The organism is Sinomonas sp. B1-1, assembly GCF_050474465.1.
Classification (GTDB): domain Bacteria; phylum Actinomycetota; class Actinomycetes; order Actinomycetales; family Micrococcaceae; genus Sinomonas; species Sinomonas flava.
Genome location: NZ_JBCHVF010000001.1, coordinates 601248 through 617292 on the forward strand (window position 1 = coordinate 601248; position 16045 = coordinate 617292).

15 protein-coding genes are annotated in these 16045 nt (G+C 70.3%); 6 read left to right on the top strand and 9 right to left on the bottom strand.

What is annotated here, in order from left to right:
- Positions 1-300: 300 nt before the first annotated feature.
- The 6 genes from aceE to fabF all read left to right on the top strand — a co-directional run bounded on the left by aceE (position 301) and on the right by fabF (position 8233).
- Entirely contained in the window at positions 301-3042 is a 2742-nt protein-coding gene (aceE, locus tag ACQ5BE_RS02825) for a pyruvate dehydrogenase (acetyl-transferring), homodimeric type (protein WP_413247910.1), read from the top strand.
- Positions 3043-3199: 157 nt separating this feature from the next.
- Positions 3200-4438 carry a PucR family transcriptional regulator gene (locus ACQ5BE_RS02830; protein ID WP_344298331.1) on the top strand — a complete coding sequence of 413 codons (1239 nt, stop codon included), beginning with the start codon at positions 3200-3202 and terminating at the stop codon, positions 4436-4438.
- 110 nt (positions 4439-4548) lie between these two features.
- Positions 4549-5505, top strand: a complete 957-nt coding sequence (locus tag ACQ5BE_RS02835; RefSeq protein ID WP_430295387.1) for an ACP S-malonyltransferase — start codon at positions 4549-4551, stop codon at positions 5503-5505.
- Complete coding sequence (locus tag ACQ5BE_RS02840; protein WP_430295388.1) at positions 5502-6563, top strand: beta-ketoacyl-ACP synthase III; 1062 nt, start codon at positions 5502-5504, stop codon at positions 6561-6563. Before ACQ5BE_RS02835 ends, ACQ5BE_RS02840 begins: the two co-directional genes overlap by 4 nt.
- Positions 6564-6658: 95 nt before the next feature.
- Positions 6659-6904: an acyl carrier protein gene (locus tag ACQ5BE_RS02845; RefSeq protein WP_208712732.1), complete on the top strand. Its 246-nt coding sequence runs from the start codon at positions 6659-6661 to the stop codon at positions 6902-6904.
- Positions 6905-6997: 93 nt separating this feature from the next.
- Entirely contained in the window at positions 6998-8233 is a 1236-nt protein-coding gene (fabF, locus tag ACQ5BE_RS02850; protein ID WP_430295389.1) for a beta-ketoacyl-ACP synthase II, read from the top strand.
- A gap of 120 nt (positions 8234-8353) precedes the next feature.
- Here fabF and ACQ5BE_RS02855 read toward each other — a convergent pair whose 3' ends face one another.
- The 9 genes from ACQ5BE_RS02855 to lepB (ACQ5BE_RS02895) form a co-directional block, all read right to left on the bottom strand.
- On the bottom strand, positions 8354-8857 hold the full coding sequence (locus tag ACQ5BE_RS02855) for a DUF3145 domain-containing protein (protein ID WP_430295390.1): 504 nt from the start codon (positions 8855-8857) through the stop codon (positions 8354-8356).
- Between the two features lie 183 nt (positions 8858-9040).
- Positions 9041-9967: a tyrosine recombinase XerC gene (locus ACQ5BE_RS02860; protein ID WP_430295765.1), complete on the bottom strand. Its 927-nt coding sequence runs from the start codon at positions 9965-9967 to the stop codon at positions 9041-9043.
- A gap of 253 nt (positions 9968-10220) precedes the next feature.
- Entirely contained in the window at positions 10221-11420 is a 1200-nt protein-coding gene (gene dprA / locus ACQ5BE_RS02865; RefSeq protein ID WP_430295391.1) for a DNA-processing protein DprA, read from the bottom strand.
- A gap of 53 nt (positions 11421-11473) precedes the next feature.
- Entirely contained in the window at positions 11474-13018 is a 1545-nt protein-coding gene (locus ACQ5BE_RS02870) for a YifB family Mg chelatase-like AAA ATPase (protein WP_430295392.1), read from the bottom strand.
- The gene (locus tag ACQ5BE_RS02875; RefSeq protein WP_430295393.1) at positions 13018-13374 is read right to left on the bottom strand and encodes a YraN family protein; all 357 of its coding nucleotides are present in this window, start codon (positions 13372-13374) and stop codon (positions 13018-13020) included. Before ACQ5BE_RS02875 ends, ACQ5BE_RS02870 begins: the two co-directional genes overlap by 1 nt.
- A gap of 117 nt (positions 13375-13491) precedes the next feature.
- On the bottom strand, positions 13492-13815 hold the full coding sequence (locus tag ACQ5BE_RS02880; protein WP_208712739.1) for a DUF2469 domain-containing protein: 324 nt from the start codon (positions 13813-13815) through the stop codon (positions 13492-13494).
- 4 nt (positions 13816-13819) lie between these two features.
- On the bottom strand, positions 13820-14605 hold the full coding sequence (locus ACQ5BE_RS02885; protein ID WP_430295394.1) for a ribonuclease HII: 786 nt from the start codon (positions 14603-14605) through the stop codon (positions 13820-13822).
- On the bottom strand, positions 14602-15363 hold the full coding sequence (gene lepB / locus ACQ5BE_RS02890) for a signal peptidase I (protein WP_430295395.1): 762 nt from the start codon (positions 15361-15363) through the stop codon (positions 14602-14604). Before lepB (ACQ5BE_RS02890) ends, ACQ5BE_RS02885 begins: the two co-directional genes overlap by 4 nt.
- Positions 15360-16025, bottom strand: coding sequence for a signal peptidase I (gene lepB, locus ACQ5BE_RS02895; RefSeq protein WP_430295396.1), 666 nt, complete (start codon positions 16023-16025; stop codon positions 15360-15362). Before lepB (ACQ5BE_RS02895) ends, lepB (ACQ5BE_RS02890) begins: the two co-directional genes overlap by 4 nt.
- Positions 16026-16045 lie beyond the last annotated feature (20 nt).

Below are 16045 nucleotides of genomic sequence, written 5' to 3' on the forward strand. Positions count from 1 at the left end.
CACCGTTTGCCCCGCCGCTTCAAGCGCGCACCGCCCAAGAGGCCGTGGCTGCGGGCACCGTCGGGCCCGCGGGGACGCCGGAGCACGGCAATCGCAATACAGCCGGGGGCGGCAGGCGCCCGCTACGCATCGCCACCGCACCGCGGCTAGAGTGGCCCGTGGGTGCGGCACGGCCTGGATGACCCCGGCCCCAGCAGCACTTGAGCACGAACGCCCTGAACGCACAGGGCACAGCGACGACACCGCCCGCCGCCCGGCTGCCACCAGCTCCGGTCTCCGGGCTCGAAGAGAGGTTTGGACGTGTCTGTAGGAGAAGAGACCTCGCACATCCTCAGCGGCCTGACGAATCAGCTGCCCGACCGAGACCCCGACGAGACGGCGGAGTGGATCGAATCGCTCGATTCGCTCATCGAGGAGCGCGGCACTGCGCGGGCGCAGTACATCATGCGCAGCCTCCTGCAGCGTGCCGGGTCGCAGAGCGTGGGTGTGCCGATGGTCACCACGACGGACTTCGTCAACACGATTCCCGCGGACCAGGAGCCCGAGTTCCCCGGCAATGAGGAGTTCGAACGCCGCTACCGCGCCTACATGCGGTGGAACGCCGCAATCATGGTGCACCGGGCGCAGCGGCCTGGCATCGGCGTGGGCGGGCACATCTCCACCTACGCGGGCGCGGCGACCCTCTACGAGGTCGGGTTCAACCACTTCTTCCGCGGCAAGGACCACCCCGGCGGCGGCGACCAGGTCTTCTTCCAGGGCCACGCCTCCCCCGGCATGTACGCACGCGCGTTCATGGAGGGGCGCCTGTCCGAGGAGGACCTCGACGGCTTCCGCCAGGAGAAGTCCCGCGAGGGCCACGCCCTCTCCTCCTACCCGCACCCCCGCATGATGCCGGAGTTCTGGGAGTTCCCGACCGTCTCGATGGGCATCGGGCCGATGAACGCCATCTACCAGGCCCAGACGAACCGGTACCTGCACAACCGCGGGATCAAGGACACGTCCGACCAGCACGTGTGGGCCTTCCTCGGCGACGGCGAGATGGACGAGCCCGAGTCCCGCGGCCTGCTCCAGCTCGCCGCCAACGAGAATCTCGACAACCTCACCTTCGTGGTCAACTGCAACCTGCAGCGCCTCGACGGCCCGGTGCGCGGCAACGGCAAGATCATCCAGGAGCTCGAGGCGTTCTTCCGCGGCGCGGGCTGGAACGTCATCAAGGTCATCTGGGGACGCGAGTGGGACAGCCTGCTGGCCCGCGACGACAACAACCAGCTCGTCAAGATCATGAACGAGACGCTCGACGGCGACTACCAGACCTACAAGGCCGAGTCGGGCGGGTTCGTGCGCGAGCACTTCTTCGGCAAGACGCCCGAGACCAAGGAACTCGTCGCCGACTACTCGGACGAGCAGATCTGGAACCTCAAGCGCGGCGGCCACGACTACTGGAAGGTCTACGCCGCCTACAAGGCCGCCACCGAGTTCAAGGGCAAGCCGACTGTCGTCCTGGCGATGACCGTCAAGGGCTACGGCTTGGGTCCGCACTTCGAGGGCCGCAACGCGACCCACCAGATGAAGAAGATGACCCTGCAGGACCTCAAGGACTTCCGCGACCACCTGCGGATCCCGATCACGGACGAGCAGCTCGAGGCGAACCCCTACGAGCCGCCGTACTACCACCCGGGGCAGGACGCCCCCGAGATCCAGTACATGATGCAGCGCCGCAAGGAGCTCGGCGGCTTCCTGCCCGAGCGCCGCGATCCCCACGAGGGCATCGCGCTGCCCGACGACAAGTCGTTCGAGGTGGCCAAGCGCGGCTCCGGGAAGCAGCAGGCGGCCACGACGATGGCCTTCGTCCGCCTGCTCAAGGACCTCATGCGGGACAAGGAGTTCGGCAAGCGCGTCGTCCCCATCGTCCCCGACGAGGCCCGCACGTTCGGCATGGACGCGTTCTTCCCGACCGCGAAGATCTACAACCCGAAGGGCCAGAACTACCTCTCGGTGGACCGCGACCTCGTGCTCGCGTACAAGGAGTCCCCCGCCGGCCAGATCCTGCACGCGGGCATCAACGAGGCGGGCTCGATCGCGGCGTTCACAGCCGCGGGCACCTCCTACGCCACGCACGGCGAAACCCTCGTGCCGATCTACGTCTTCTACTCGATGTTCGGCTTCCAGCGCACCGGCGACGGCATCTGGGCCGCCGCGGATCAGATGGCCCGAGGCTTCATCATCGGCGCCACCGCCGGTCGGACCACGCTCACCGGCGAAGGCACCCAGCACGCCGACGGGCACTCCCCGCTGCTGGCCTCGACGAACCCCGCGGTCGTTGCCTACGACCCCGCCTACGGCTATGAGATCGGCCACATCGTCAAGTCCGGCCTCGAGCGCATGTACGGCGGGAAGCACCCGAACCCGAACGTCATGTACTACCTCACGGTCTACAACGAGCCGATCGTCCAGCCTGCCGAGCCGGACGAGCTCGACGTCGAAGGCCTGGTCCGGGGCATCTACCTCCTCGCGCCGGCGAAGATCGACGGCCCGCGCACCCAGCTGCTCGCCTCGGGTGTGGCCGTGCCCTGGGCCCTCGAGGCCCAGCAGATCCTCGCGGAGGAGTGGGGAGTCTCCGCGGACGTGTGGAGCGTCACCTCATGGAACGAGCTCCGGCGTGACGGCCTGGCGGCCGAGGAGGAAGCCTTCCTCAACCCAGGCCAGGAACCGCGTCAGCCGTTCGTCACCCAGCAGCTCGCCGGGGCCACCGGTCCGATCGTGGCGGTGACGGACTACATGAAGGCCGTGCCCGACCAGATCCGCCAGTTCCTCCCGAACGAGTTCGCGACGCTCGGCGCCGATGACTTCGGCTTCGCCGACACCCGTGCCGCGGCGCGCCGGTACTTCCACATCGACAGCCACTCGGTCGTGGTCCGTGCGCTCCAGATGCTGGCCCGGCGCGGCGAGGTCGACGCCGACGCACCCCGTCAGGCGTTCGACCGGTACCGCCTCAACGACGTGAACGCCGGGTCAACCGGCAACGCGGGCGGCGAGTCCTAGCCCACTCCCCCGTCCCGGGCGGCCTGCAGCCGCCCCAGACCCACGGCGGCCCTTCCCAGCTACGGGGAGGGCCGCCGTCGTGTGTGAACCCGCGCACTCCGGCTTGTAGCCTTCACACAAAATTCACCCCGGGCCCCGGCTCGCCTATGCTCTAGGCATGAGCCAGCCCAAGCAGTCCACCGGCGGCTCGCCGAACGGCAAGCTGACCATCTCCCCGGCCAAGGCGGAGACGGTCAAGAAGCTGCGGGCCAACGTCGGCCAGCTCTCGACCACCACCATGCGCGAGCTCGAGCGGGCGCTGCCCTGGTACAGCCGGCTCAGCGCCGACGAGCGGTCCGCGCTCGGGCTCGTGGCGCAGAACGGGATCGCGGCCTTCGTCACCTGGTACGAGCGGCCCACCATGCCCTCATGGATACTGTCCGACGTCTTCGGCAGCGCACCGACAGAGCTCACCCGCTCCATCAGCCTCCAGAAGGCGCTCCAGCTCATCCGGATCGTGGTCGAGGCGGTCGAGGACCAGGTCCCCCACCTCGCACCCGAAGAGGACCAGCCTGCCCTGCGCGAAGCCGTCCTGCGCTACTCCCGCGAGGTCGCCTTCGCCGCTGCCGACGTCTACGCACGCGCCGCCGAGACCCGGGGCTCGTGGGACACCCGGCTCGAGGCGCTCATCGTGGACGCGATCCTGCGGGGAGAGAACACCGACGCCCTGCGCTCGCGGATCGCGGCGCTCGGATGGAAGGCCCAGGAGCGCTTCACCGTCATGGTGGGCAGCGCCCCCCTCGAGCCGAGCCCGACCTATGTGGGCGAGCTGCGGCGTCTGGCCGGCCGCTACGCCCAGGACGCGCTCGTGGGCATCCAGGGCGACAGGCTCATCCTGATCCTCGGCGGACTCGACGATCCCCCCGGCGCGATGGCCCGTCTCGCCGACCTCTTCGCGCCGGGTCCCGTGGTGTTCGGCCCGGAGGCGCCCACGCTCCCCGAGGCGAGCATGTCGGCGCAGGCGGCGTTCGCCGGCCTGTCCGCGGCCCGCGCGTGGCCCAACGCTCCCCGCCCCGTCTCGGCCGACGACCTCCTCCCCGAGCGTGTCGTCGCGGGAGACGACGCCGCGCGCCGGGCCCTCGTCCAGAAGATCTACCGACCGCTCGTCGCCGCGTCCAACGGACTCGTGGAAACCCTCAGCGCCTACTTCGAGCTCGGCCACTCGCTCGAGGCCACGGCGCGGGAGCTGTTCGTCCACGCCAACACCGTCCGGTACCGGCTTCGGCGCGTGTGCGATGTCACGGGATGGGATCCGCTGCTCCCCCGCGAGGCCTTCGTCCTGCAGACCGCTCTGGTGGTCGGACGGCTCGCAAGCACAGGCAAGCCAGCCGGAGAGAGGCCTGCCGGACGCTCCTGACAGGCCACGCCGACTACCCCACTCGTTGTAGACTTCCCACAAACCGCGTTCTGGAGCTTGGTGCGTGCACCCACGCCGCGGACGCCCGCCGATTTGGAAAGCTTGGATTCGTGCTTGCAATTGTCTGCCCTGGACAGGGCTCCCAGACGCCCGGCTTCTTGGCCCCCTGGCTAGAGGTCCCCTCCGTCGCCGATCGCCTGGGCGCCCTCGGAGAGGTCGCAGGCCTTGACCTCGTGGCCCACGGGACCACCTCGGACGAGGAGACCATCAAGGACACCGCCGTCGCCCAGCCGCTCATCGTGGCCGCCGGCATCGTCACCGCAGAGGCGCTGTTCGACGTCGAGCTCTCGGAGCTGCCCATCGTGCTGGCCGGCCACTCGGTCGGCGAGATCACCGCGTCGGCGCTCGCCGGCGTCGTGAGCGCCGAGGACGCGATGCGCTTCGTCGCCGTCCGCGCCCAGGGGATGGCCCGCGCCGCGGCCGTCGCTCCGACAGGCATGAGCGCCGTCCTCGGCGGCGACCGCGAGGAGGTGCTGGCTGCCATTGCTGCCGCCGGCGCCGAACCGGCCAACGTCAACGGGGGCGGCCAGATCGTCGCGGCAGGCACCTTCGAGCAGCTCGAGGCCCTCGCAGCGGACCCGCCGGCCAAGACCCGCATTGTGCCGCTGAAGGTGGCCGGGGCCTTCCACACGCAGCACATGGCCTCGGCCGTGTCAGATCTCGAGGCCCTGCGGCCCTCGCTGTCCGTGAGCGACCCGGCCGTGCCGCTCCTGTCGAACTACGACGGCGCGCCCGTCGCGTCGGGCGACGCCGCCGTCGCGAGTCTCATCGCCCAGGTCTCACGGCCGGTGCGCTGGGACCTCTGCATGGAGACGCTCGCATCGCGCGGCGTCACGGGCGTCATCGAGCTCGCGCCGGCCGGCACCCTTGTCGGCCTCGCCAAGCGCGGCATGCCCGGCGTGAAGACAGTGGCCGTCAAGACGCCCGCCGACGTGGCTGCGGCGCTTGAGCTGTTCGCCGCGGATGCCGAGAGCAGCGAGGCCCGGAGCGAAGAGGAGACCGTGTGAGCCAGCCGACCCTGAAGCAGTCCCCCACCCGCGAGCACTCCCGGATCGCCGGCATCGGGGCCTACCGGCCCTCGGTGGTCGTCACCAACGACGACGTCTGCCAGTGGATCGACTCCTCCGACGAGTGGATCCGCCAGCGCACCGGCATCATCACCCGCCACCGCGCCCCAGCGGACGTGAGCGTCATCGACATGGCCGAAGGCGCCGCGCGTGAGGCCCTCGAGTCGGCGGGCATCACCGGCAGCCAGCTGGGCGCCGTCATCGTCTCCACGGTGACCCACCCCTTCGCCACGCCCTCTGCTGCTGCCCAGCTCGCCGATCGGCTCGGCGCGACGCCGGCTCCCGCGTATGACATCTCGGCCGCATGCGCCGGCTACTGCTACGGAATCGCCCAGGCCGACGCACTCGTGCGCTCCGGCGCCGCGGAGTACGTGCTGGTCATCGGTGCCGAGAAGCTCAGCGACTTCATCGACAACACGGAGCGCACGATCTCGTTCCTGCTCGGCGACGGCGCTGGCGCCGTCGTCGTCGGACCGTCCGACACCCCGGGGATCGGGCCCTCGGTGTGGGGCTCCGACGGCAGCAAGTGGGGCACGATCGGCATGACGCACTCCCTGCTCGATGTGCGAGACCTGTCCGACGAGGCGGAGCGCGACGGTGCCAGCAACGCCGCCGCGGTGCTCGGCACCGAGGCCAAGATCTGGCCGACGCTGCGTCAGGACGGCCAGAGCGTGTTCCGCTGGGCAGTGTGGGAGATGGCCAAGGTCGCCAAGCGCGCGCTCGACGCCGCCGGGATCGCCCCGGAGGACCTCGCCGCGTTCGTCCCCCACCAGGCCAACATGCGCATCATCGACGAGATGGTCAAGCAGCTCGGCCTGCCGACGTCCGTCATCGTCGCGCGTGACATCGCGGACGCGGGCAACACGTCTGCGGCCTCCATCCCGCTCGCCGCCCATCGCCTGCTGAAGGAGAACCCGGACCTCAGCGGCAAGCTAGCCCTGCAGATCGGCTTCGGCGCTGGCCTTGTGTTCGGCGCCCAGGTCATCGTCCTCCCCTGAGACTGTGCCGCCTGCTCCAGGCGGCCGAGACCAAGCCGCATGAGCGGCTGGAACCCTGATCCGGCCACCGCCGGGAACCGAGAAAAGGAGCCGACATGGCAACCAACGAAGAGATCCTCGCCGGTCTGGCCGAGATCATCAACGAGGAGACGGGCCTGGCCACCGAGGCCGTCGAGCCCGACAAGTCCTTCACGGATGACCTCGACATCGACTCGATCTCCATGATGACCATCGTGGTCAACGCCGAGGAGAAGTTCGGGGTCCGCATCCCCGACGAGGAGGTCAAGAACCTCTCCACCGTCGGCGACGCTGTCGACTTCATCGCCAAGGCCCAGGCCTAAGTGCGACCGCGGCGGCCGGCGCCCACCACGCCGGCCGCCACCCAAGACTTCCGCCAGCACCGCTGGCGCTGACGCGAACCGAAAGAGCGAAGCATGGCGCGCAAAGTTGTTGTGACCGGCCTCGGGGCCACGACGCCGATCGGCGGCGACGTCCCCACCCTGTGGCAGAACGCCCTCAAGGGCGTCTCGGGGGTCCGCAGGCTCACCGACGACTGGGTCGAGGAATTCGACCTGCCCGTCAAGATCGCCGCCAAGCTCTCCACTCCTGCCGAGGACGTCCTGAGCCGCGTCGAGATGAAGCGCATGGACCCCTCGACCCAGTACGGCGTCATCGCCGCCCGTGAGGCGTGGCGGGACGCCGGGATCGAGGAGATCGACCACGATCGGCTCGCCGTGGCATTCGCCACCGGCATCGGGGGCGTGTGGACGCTGCTGAACGGATGGGACACGCTCCGCGAGAAGGGCCCGCGCCGCGTCCTTCCGATGACGGTCCCCATGCTCATGCCCAACGGTGTCGCGGCAGCGGTCAGCCTCGACCTCGGCGCTCGCGCCGGCGCCCACACGCCCGTCTCCGCCTGCGCGTCCGGGACCGAGGCCATGAATGTCGGCCTCGAGCTGATCCGTGCCGGCAAGGCGGATGTGGTGATGGTCGGCGGCGCCGAGGCCGCCATCCACCCCATGCCGCTCGCGTCCTTCGCCGCGATGCAGGCGCTGTCCAAGCGCAACGACGACCCCGAGCATGCCTCGCGCCCCTACGACATCGACCGTGATGGCTTCGTCATGGGCGAAGGAGCAGGCGCGCTGGTCCTCGAGGCCGAGGAGCACGCCCTGGCCCGCGGCGCGCGCATCTATGCTGAGCTCGCCGGCACGTCCGTGACGGCAGATGCCTATCACATCACCGCTCCGGACCCGGAGGGGCTCGGCGCCACGCGCGCCCTCAAGGCGGCGATGTTCGACGCCCGAATCCAGCCCGAGGACGTCATCCACGTCAACGCCCACGCGACGTCCACCCCGGTCGGCGACAGGCCCGAGTACACCGCGCTCAAGGCGGCACTCGGCGCGCATGTCGACAATGTCGCCGTGTCGGCGACGAAATCCCAGATGGGCCATCTCCTCGGCGCCTCAGGCGCCGTCGAGGCTGTGCTGACCGTCCTTGCCGTGCACGAGCGCAAGGCGCCGGCAACGATCAACCTGGACCACCAGGACCCGGACATTCCCCTCGATGTTGTGACGACCGCCCGCGACCTCCCGCAGGGCGACATCGTGGCCCTGAGCAATTCCTTCGGCTTCGGCGGCCACAACGCCGTCGTGGTCATCCGCAACCACTGACCACGCTCCGCCGCAAACGACGACGAGGGGGGCCCACCGTAGTACGCGGCGGGCCCCCCTCGTCTGTGCTGCGGCGACGCTTGGAGGACGGGAAGGAGGCTGGATCGGGCGGGAGGGGCTTCAGCCCACTTGGTGCAGCCAGCGGACGGGAGCGCCCTCCGCGGCGTGCCGGAACGGCTCCAGCTCCTCGTCCCATGCCTCGCCCAGCGCGAGGGAAAGCTCGTGGTAGACGACGGCGGGATCGCCCGCACCGGCCTCGTACGCGTACCTGATCCGGTCTTCGGAGACCACGATGTTGCCGTGGACATCGGTCATCCCATGGAAGATCCCGAGTTCGGGGGTGTGTGACCACCGGGCGCCGTCGACGCCGGGACTGGGCTCCTCCGTGACCTCATAGCGAAGATGCGCCCAGCCCCTCAGGGCGGACGCAAGCTGTGCGCCGGTTCCCGGAGCCCCCATCCACGAGAGCTCCGCACAGAACATTCCCGGAGCGGCTGGTTGAGCCGTCCAGTCCAAATCCGTGCGCTTGTCAACGACCGAGCCGATGGCCCACTCCACGTGGGGACACAGCGCGCTCGGTGCCGAGTGCACGAACAGCAGACCACGCGTCATCACTGCAGACATTCCATCCTCCATCGCTGTCGGTACGTCTTCCCCTACGACCGTCAGCTGGCGGGTGTCCCAATCGACCCGTGGCTATGCAGTTGTTCCGCCGCTGCCGCCCCGTATTCCACGAGGCGCCATGAACCGGCGGGTTCGCGACCATTCTGCACGAGACACCGGCCATGCGCCAGTGCGCCCCGCCGATCAGGCGCGTGGATGCGACGAGAGGTAACTGGCTCGCAGCCGTTCCACCGAGACGTGGGTGTAGAGCTGCGTCGTGGCGAGGCTGGCGTGCCCGAGCAGTTCCTGGACGCTGCGCAGATCTGCGCCCCCGTCGAGCAGGTGGGTTGCCGCCGTGTGCCGCAGGGTGTGCGGGCCGCTCGCCGACGTGTCCCCGAGCGCGCGCAGGGCGCGGTCGACGACGTCCCGCGCCTGCCGCTGTCCGAGCCTGCCGCCGCGGCGGCCGAGGAAGAGGGCCGGGCCGCTGACGGCGCTCGCGAGCGTGTGGCGAAGGGCAAGCCATCGCGTGAGCGCTGCGGCAGCCGGTTCCCCGAACGGGACGGTCCGTTCCTTGTTGCCCTTGCCGAGGATGCGGGCTGTGCGTCGCTCGAAGTCCAGATCGTCGACATCGAGGCCCACGAGCTCGCCCACCCGCACCCCGGTGGCGTAGAGGAACTCCACCAGTGCCAGGTCCCGTACCGCGACCGGGTCGCCCTCCGACGCGGCGCTGGCTGCACCCTCGACGAGCCGCTCGGCCTGTTCGCGATGGAGGACCGCGGGGAGGTGCTTGTCGCGCTTGGGCGCGGCGAGACGCAGGGCGGGGTCCGCCTCCACGCGTCCCTCCCTCAAGGCCCAGGCCATGAACGCCCGGACCGACGACGCGCGTCGGGCCAGAGTTGCCCGGGACAAGCCTGAGTCGCTCTGCCGGCCGAGCCACCTCCTCAGCATCGCCAGATCGATCCCGCTCAGGTCCCAGGCGCCGTCCCCGGCGGCCGACGCGAGCATCGACGAGAGGTCCGACTCATAGGCCCGGACGGTGTGGGCTGATCGTCCGCGCTCGAGCGCGAGGTACCGGAGGAAATCCGACAGCGCGCGGGCGAGGGCCGGGTCCAGGCTGGACGCCTGCTGCAGCTCCCCTGACGGCCGCGCGGGCTCCGGCTGCTCGCGCGGCGGCGGCTGCTGGGCGCCGGGGGCGCTCACCGCCTGCTCCCAGCACCTGGAGTCGCAGCTGTGACGGCCGATCCCACCGCGGACGGGATCATCGTTCCTCCTCTTGACGCCGGGTCGGCCTGCTCCTGCTCCCCTGCCACTCTGGCTGTGCTCCCCGTTCCCCGCAAGCCGACACGCGCGTCGCGCCCAGCGGTGCCTGCCCCAGCTGCATCGCTTACCCGCGCTTCGTCCTGCGCCATCCCTCGTCGGTCCGCTCACAGAGCCCCTCGAGCGCGAGGCGACCCAGACCGGCCCGGACCTCGGCCTCGCTCAGCCCCGCCACGACAGCGAGCCGCTCCACCTCTGCCCCACGCCGCATCGGAAGAGCCTCAAGCACCGCAAGGTCCACGAGCGACAGCCCGTCGTGGGGAGCAGGGGGACCCTGCGGATCCTCGACGAGGCCCTCGCCGGCAGGCGCCAGCAGTTCATAGACCTCCTTCTCGTCCACAACGCAGGTCGCCCCGTCGCGCAGGAGGGCGTGGCAGCCTGCCGAGTTCGCGCTGTAGACCGATCCCGGAACAGCTGCGACGTTCCTGCCCAGGTCGGCCGCCCTCCGGGCAGTGCTGAGCGCTCCCGACCGCCAGCGCGCCTCGACCACGACCGTGGCGGAGGACAGCGCAGCGATGAGCCGGTTGCGCTTGAGGAACCTGTGCTTGGTCGGCGCGGAGCCGGGGGGCACCTCGGAGACCACCAGGCCGCGCCGGGCGATTTCCCGCAGCAGATCCTCATGTCCGGAGGGGTAGTAACGGTCGGCGCCTCCAGCCATGACGGCAATGGTCGGCAGGGACCGGGCTGCAGACGCGAGGGCACCTCTGTGCGCCTGCCCGTCGATGCCGTAGGCACCACCGCTGACCACGGTGATTCCCCGGTCCGCGAGGCCCTTCGCCAGCTCTCCGGCGACCGAGAGTCCGTAGCCGGTCGCGTCCCGCGAGCCGACGATCGCCACGGACTTCCGCGTATCCGGCAGCGGCTCCTCACCCCGGACCCAGAGGCAGAGAGGAGCGTCGATGCCGAGATCGCTGAGCCCCTCGGGCCACTCTCCGTCCTCAGGGATGACGAGCCGCCCGCCGAATCGGGCGATCGTCTCCAGGTCGCGCTCAGGCGCCAGGTGCGCGACGCGGGGCCGCCACCGCTCGAGGGCCGTCTGGAGGCTCGCAGACGCATCCCGGCTGGCTGAGCCCTGCCGGCCCGGGCCGGAGTGTGCCCCCTCCGTACCGGCCGCCACCGCGGTCAGCGCAGCAGGCGGGGTGACCTCTCCGACTGCGATTCTCAGTGCCTCGACGGGGCCAAGCACCTCCACGAGGGCGGTTCCCACTCCATCCATCGGCTCGAAGAGCCTCGACAGCGCGGCTCGGGCGATGCGAACGTCGTCCATGGTCTCTCCCTCTGCGACGCCCAGTCCGCCGCCTCGTGTCTGGTAGGTGCTGTTCATGCCGCCGCCACGGGCTGGCGCAGCAGGAGAGCCTGACCGACCTCGTCGGCGCCGGGCCGGTCGAGGCCTGCGAGATCCGCGATACTCCACGCGAGGCGGAGGACGCGGTCGTAGCCGCGGGCAGTGAGGGTGTTCGCCGTCATCGCCCGCTCGAGCGAGGACGTGCTGCCCGCGTCGAGACGGAAGCGTCCCCGCAGAAGCCGCCCGGGCACCTGCGAGTTCGTCTCGAGGCCGTACGGCGCCAGTCGCTCAGCCTGATGGGCCCGGGCGCGGAGCACGCGGGTTGCGACCTCTGCCGTCGACTCGCCCGGAGACGTGCCGCCGAGATCCGCCGCCCCCACCTTTCGGACTGCCAACTGGATATCGACGCGGTCGAGGAGCGGGCCTGAGATGCGTCCGAAGTACCGCCGTTTGGCCTGGGCCGTGCAGGTGCATTCGAGCCCCTTGCCGGTCCCTTGGCCACAGGGGCAGGGGTTGGCGGCGAGCACAAGCTGGAACCTCGCCGGGTACGCGGCGGTCCCGGCCGCGCGGTGGACCACGACTTCGCCCGACTCGAGGGGCTGGCGCAGGGAGTCCAGAACGCGTCGCTCGTATTCGGGCGCCTCGTCGAGGAACAGCACGCCGCGATGCGCACGGGAGGCCGCTCCCGGCCTCGGCACTCCCGAACCGCCGCCGATGATCGCCGGCGCACTGGCCGTGTGGTGCGGACTCTCGAACGGCGGCCGCCTGATCAGGGACCGCTGCGCGGCGGGGTCGACGGAGAGGGAGTGGATCGCGGTGACCTCCATGGCGCCCTCGTCGTCGAGGTCCGGCAGGACTCCAGGGAGCCGTTCTGCGAGCATCGTCTTCCCAGCGCCGGGCGACCCGACGAGGAGCAGGTGATGGGCGCCGGCCGCTGCCACCTCGACTGCCGCCCGCGCCTCGGACTGCCCCGCGACATCCCGGAGGTCGGGCACGGACAGCAGGGGCACGGCAGGCGGGGCCTGTGACGCCGTCTCGACAGGGTCCGCCGACGGCAGCTCGACTGCCTTCGGGTCCGCGCCGAGCTCGAGCGCGAGCTGGCCGAGGGAGCTGTAGGCGTGGACCCGGGCGCCGGGGACAAGGGACGCCTCCTGGGCGTTGCCCGAGGCCACCACCACGTCCGGGCGCCCGGCCCGCACCGCCGCCATGACTGCAGGGAGGACGCCCCGCAGCGGCCGCAGCTGTCCGTCGAGCCCGAGCTCGGCGAGGAAGACCACCCCCAGGGGTGGCCTGAGATCGCCGGCTGCTGCGAGAGACGCAATCGCTATGGCCAGATCGAACCCGGTGCCCCGTTTGGGAAGCGACGCCGGGATGAGGTTGACGGTCAGCTTCCGCCTGCTCAACGGAAGCCCGCTGTTGTGCGCGGCGCTGCGGATCCGCTCCCGGGCCTCGTTGAGCGCCGAATCGGGCAGCCCGAGCAGCACGAAGTTGGGCAGCGTCTGGCCGATGTCGGCTTCGACCTCGACGAGGTAGCCGTTGAGTCCGACCAGTGCGACCCCGAGCGCGCGGCCGACGCCCATCACGCCACGCCCATGAGGTGCTCCAGGACCGACTGCTCACCGGCCGGGCCCGTGACGGCGACCACGTCGACCCTGCGTTGACACCCCTGAGCCCCGTGCTCGCGGGCCCACAGCCCCAAGAGCCGGACCAGACGCGCGAGCTTAGCCGGGTCCACAGCTTCGAAGGGATGGCCGTAGTCCCACGAGCGGCGGGCCTTCACCTCCACCGCAAACAGGACGCCGGCATCGGACGCGACGATGTCGAGCTCCCCTTCGGCGCACCGCCAGTTCCGGTCCAGGATCTCCGCTCCCAGCGACCGCAGATACTCCTCAGCGAGGCGTTCGCCTCGGGCTCCCAGCCTGTCCTTCGCTCTCATGAGCCCAGACTCCCGCCCGGGGACGACGAAGGGACCCGCCCGGCCGCCCTATGTGGACGACACGCCGGAACGGGTCCCTGTGGAGGACCAACGGCCCTCGGACGCGGGTCGAGTCGGCTAGGTGCCGAGCCCGCCCTTGGGCAGGCCGAGGTCCTCAACCTTCGGAAGCTCTTCGACGTTGACGTCCTTGAAGGTGATCACGCGGACGCTCTTGACGAAGCGGGCGCTCCGGTACACGTCCCAGACCCAGGCGTCCTGGAGGGTCAGGTCAAAGTACACCTCGCCGTCCGCCGACCGGGCCTGCAGATCCACATGGTTGGCGAGGTAGAAGCGGCGCTCGGTCTCCACCACGTAGCTGAACAGCGAGATCACGTCACGGTACTCGCGGTAGAGCTGGAGCTCCATGTCGGTCTCGTAGTTCTCAAGGTCTTCGGCGCTCATAGTCCTATCTTCCCCCAGCCAGAGGCGAGGCCTCATCGATGAATCCGGCTCCGGCGTCGTCGTACTCCTCAGCGGGACCGTCCACACCCAGACGCCACGAGCGCCGGTGCAGGGAGCTCGGGCCGAACTCCACGAGCGCTGCCCGGTGCTCAGGTGTCGCGTAGCCCTTGTTGACGGTCCAGTTGAAGCGGGGATCGTCGGTGCCGTACTCCACCATCAGCGCGTCGCGGGCGACCTTCGCGAGGATGCTCGCGGCTGCGACCGCCTGGCACTTCAGATCCGCCTTGATCGTGGTGCGCACGGGCACCGACGGAAGCTCGACGGCTTCCTCGAAGAGCGAGCCCTGGCCCCCACGGCCGAGCCAGTCGTAGTTCCCGTCGAGATGCACGACATCGGGCACAATCCCGGCCGCAGAGACCTCGCCAAGCGCCCGCACACCGGCCAGGCGGAGGGCGGCCATAATCCCCAATGCGTCGATCTCCTCCGCGGAGGCATGGCCGACAGCGGCCGCAACCGCCCAGGACCGGACGAGGGGAACGAGCTCGACCCGGCGCTCCGGGGTCAGGAGCTTGCTGTCGCGAAGCACCGTGCGCGTCACGACACTCCGCGCATCCACCACGACGATCCCCACTGTGACAGGGCCCGCCAGAGCCCCACGGCCCACCTCGTCGCAGCCGGCGATGAGCGGGCCGAACTCAGTGGCCAGCCGGTTGACGAAGCGGAGGGTCGGGGCGGGCGCGCCCGGCCCACGGCGCTTCACCGGGGCGGCGCGTGCTGCCGAGGTGCTCATCGTGGGGACGGCACGGCGCTGAACGTGCCTGGGTAGTTGTCGAGGACCTGGATCCGGTTCAGCGGCCACGCGATCACGGTCGCCTTCCCCTCGACGTCGTCGAGCGAGATGAAGCCCGAGCCGGGCTGCGCCGCGTCGTGGAAGCGCGAGTCGGACGAGTGGTTGCGGTTGTCGCCCATGACCCAAATGGTGCCCTGCGGGACTGTCACCTCGAAAGGCATCGGGCGAGGTGTCTCAGCCGGGTTGACGTACGGCTCGGTGAGCGGTGCCCCGTTGACCGTGATGTGCTGGGACGCGTCGCAGCACACCACGTGGTCGCCCGGGAGCCCGATCACGCGCTTGATGAGGTGCTGCTGCGACGTGTCAGGCAGGAGCCCGACGAACTCGAGCGCTTCGGTGACGGGATTCGGTGTGCTGGGCGGGAGCGACGGGAGCCAGCCCTTCGTGTCCTTGAAGACCACCACGTCGCCGCGCTGGAGGGCCGCATTGCGCGGGATCATCAGGTTGACGAAGATGCGGTCGTTCTCCTCGAGCGTGGGCACCATCGACTCCGACGGGATGTAGAAGGCCTTGAAGAGGAAGGTCTTGATGATGAAGGAGAGGACGATGGAGACGGCCAGGATGATGCCGATCTCACGGAGCCAGCCGAGCAGGCCGCCGCGGGCGCGCTTCGTCGGCTTCGCCGGCCGACCGTCGCTGCCGTGGGGCTCGGCCCCCGTTCCCGCTGCGTCGGGGCCGGTTCCGGGGGTGCTTGTCACTGATGGTCCTTCTGGGTGGCGTCGGCGGTCAACCCGCCCAATCTATCAAGCGGCCAGATGATTGCGACCGGGCGTCCGATCACGGTCTGGGTGCGCACGAGTCCCCCGCCCGGTGCACCGAGGAGGGAGCGCGAATCCGCCGATTCGGCGCGGTGGTCCCCGAGGAGCCAGAGGCGCCCCTCTGGCACGACGACGTCGAACGCCTCGGCGCTGGGCTGGTCGCCCGGGTAGAGGTAGGGCTCGTCCAGCGCCTTCCCGTTGACTTCGAGACGCCCGTCCGGGCTGCAGCAGCGCACGTGGTCGCCGGCGACGCCCACCGCCCTCTTGACGTAGACCGTGTCGCTCGCCACGATGCCCAGCCACTCGGCGGCGCCCCGCACGGCGTCGCCGAACCAGCCGCGCCCGGAATCCAGCGGCGCGAACGAGCCGCGGCCGTCGAACACGACGACCTCGCCCCGGCTCACCGGCGCGGAATCAAGGGCGGTCCGGGCGACGACTATCCTGTCCCCGGGCGCGAGGAGGGGCTCCATGGAGCCTGAGGGGATGAAGAAGACGTCGAAGAACAGTCCCCGGATGACACCCCACACGACAAGGGCCAGGACCATGGCGAGAACGACCGAACGCCAGCCCACTCGGTGGGACTGGCGTTCGGTGCGGACCATGGACGGCGCGGTCTGCGTCT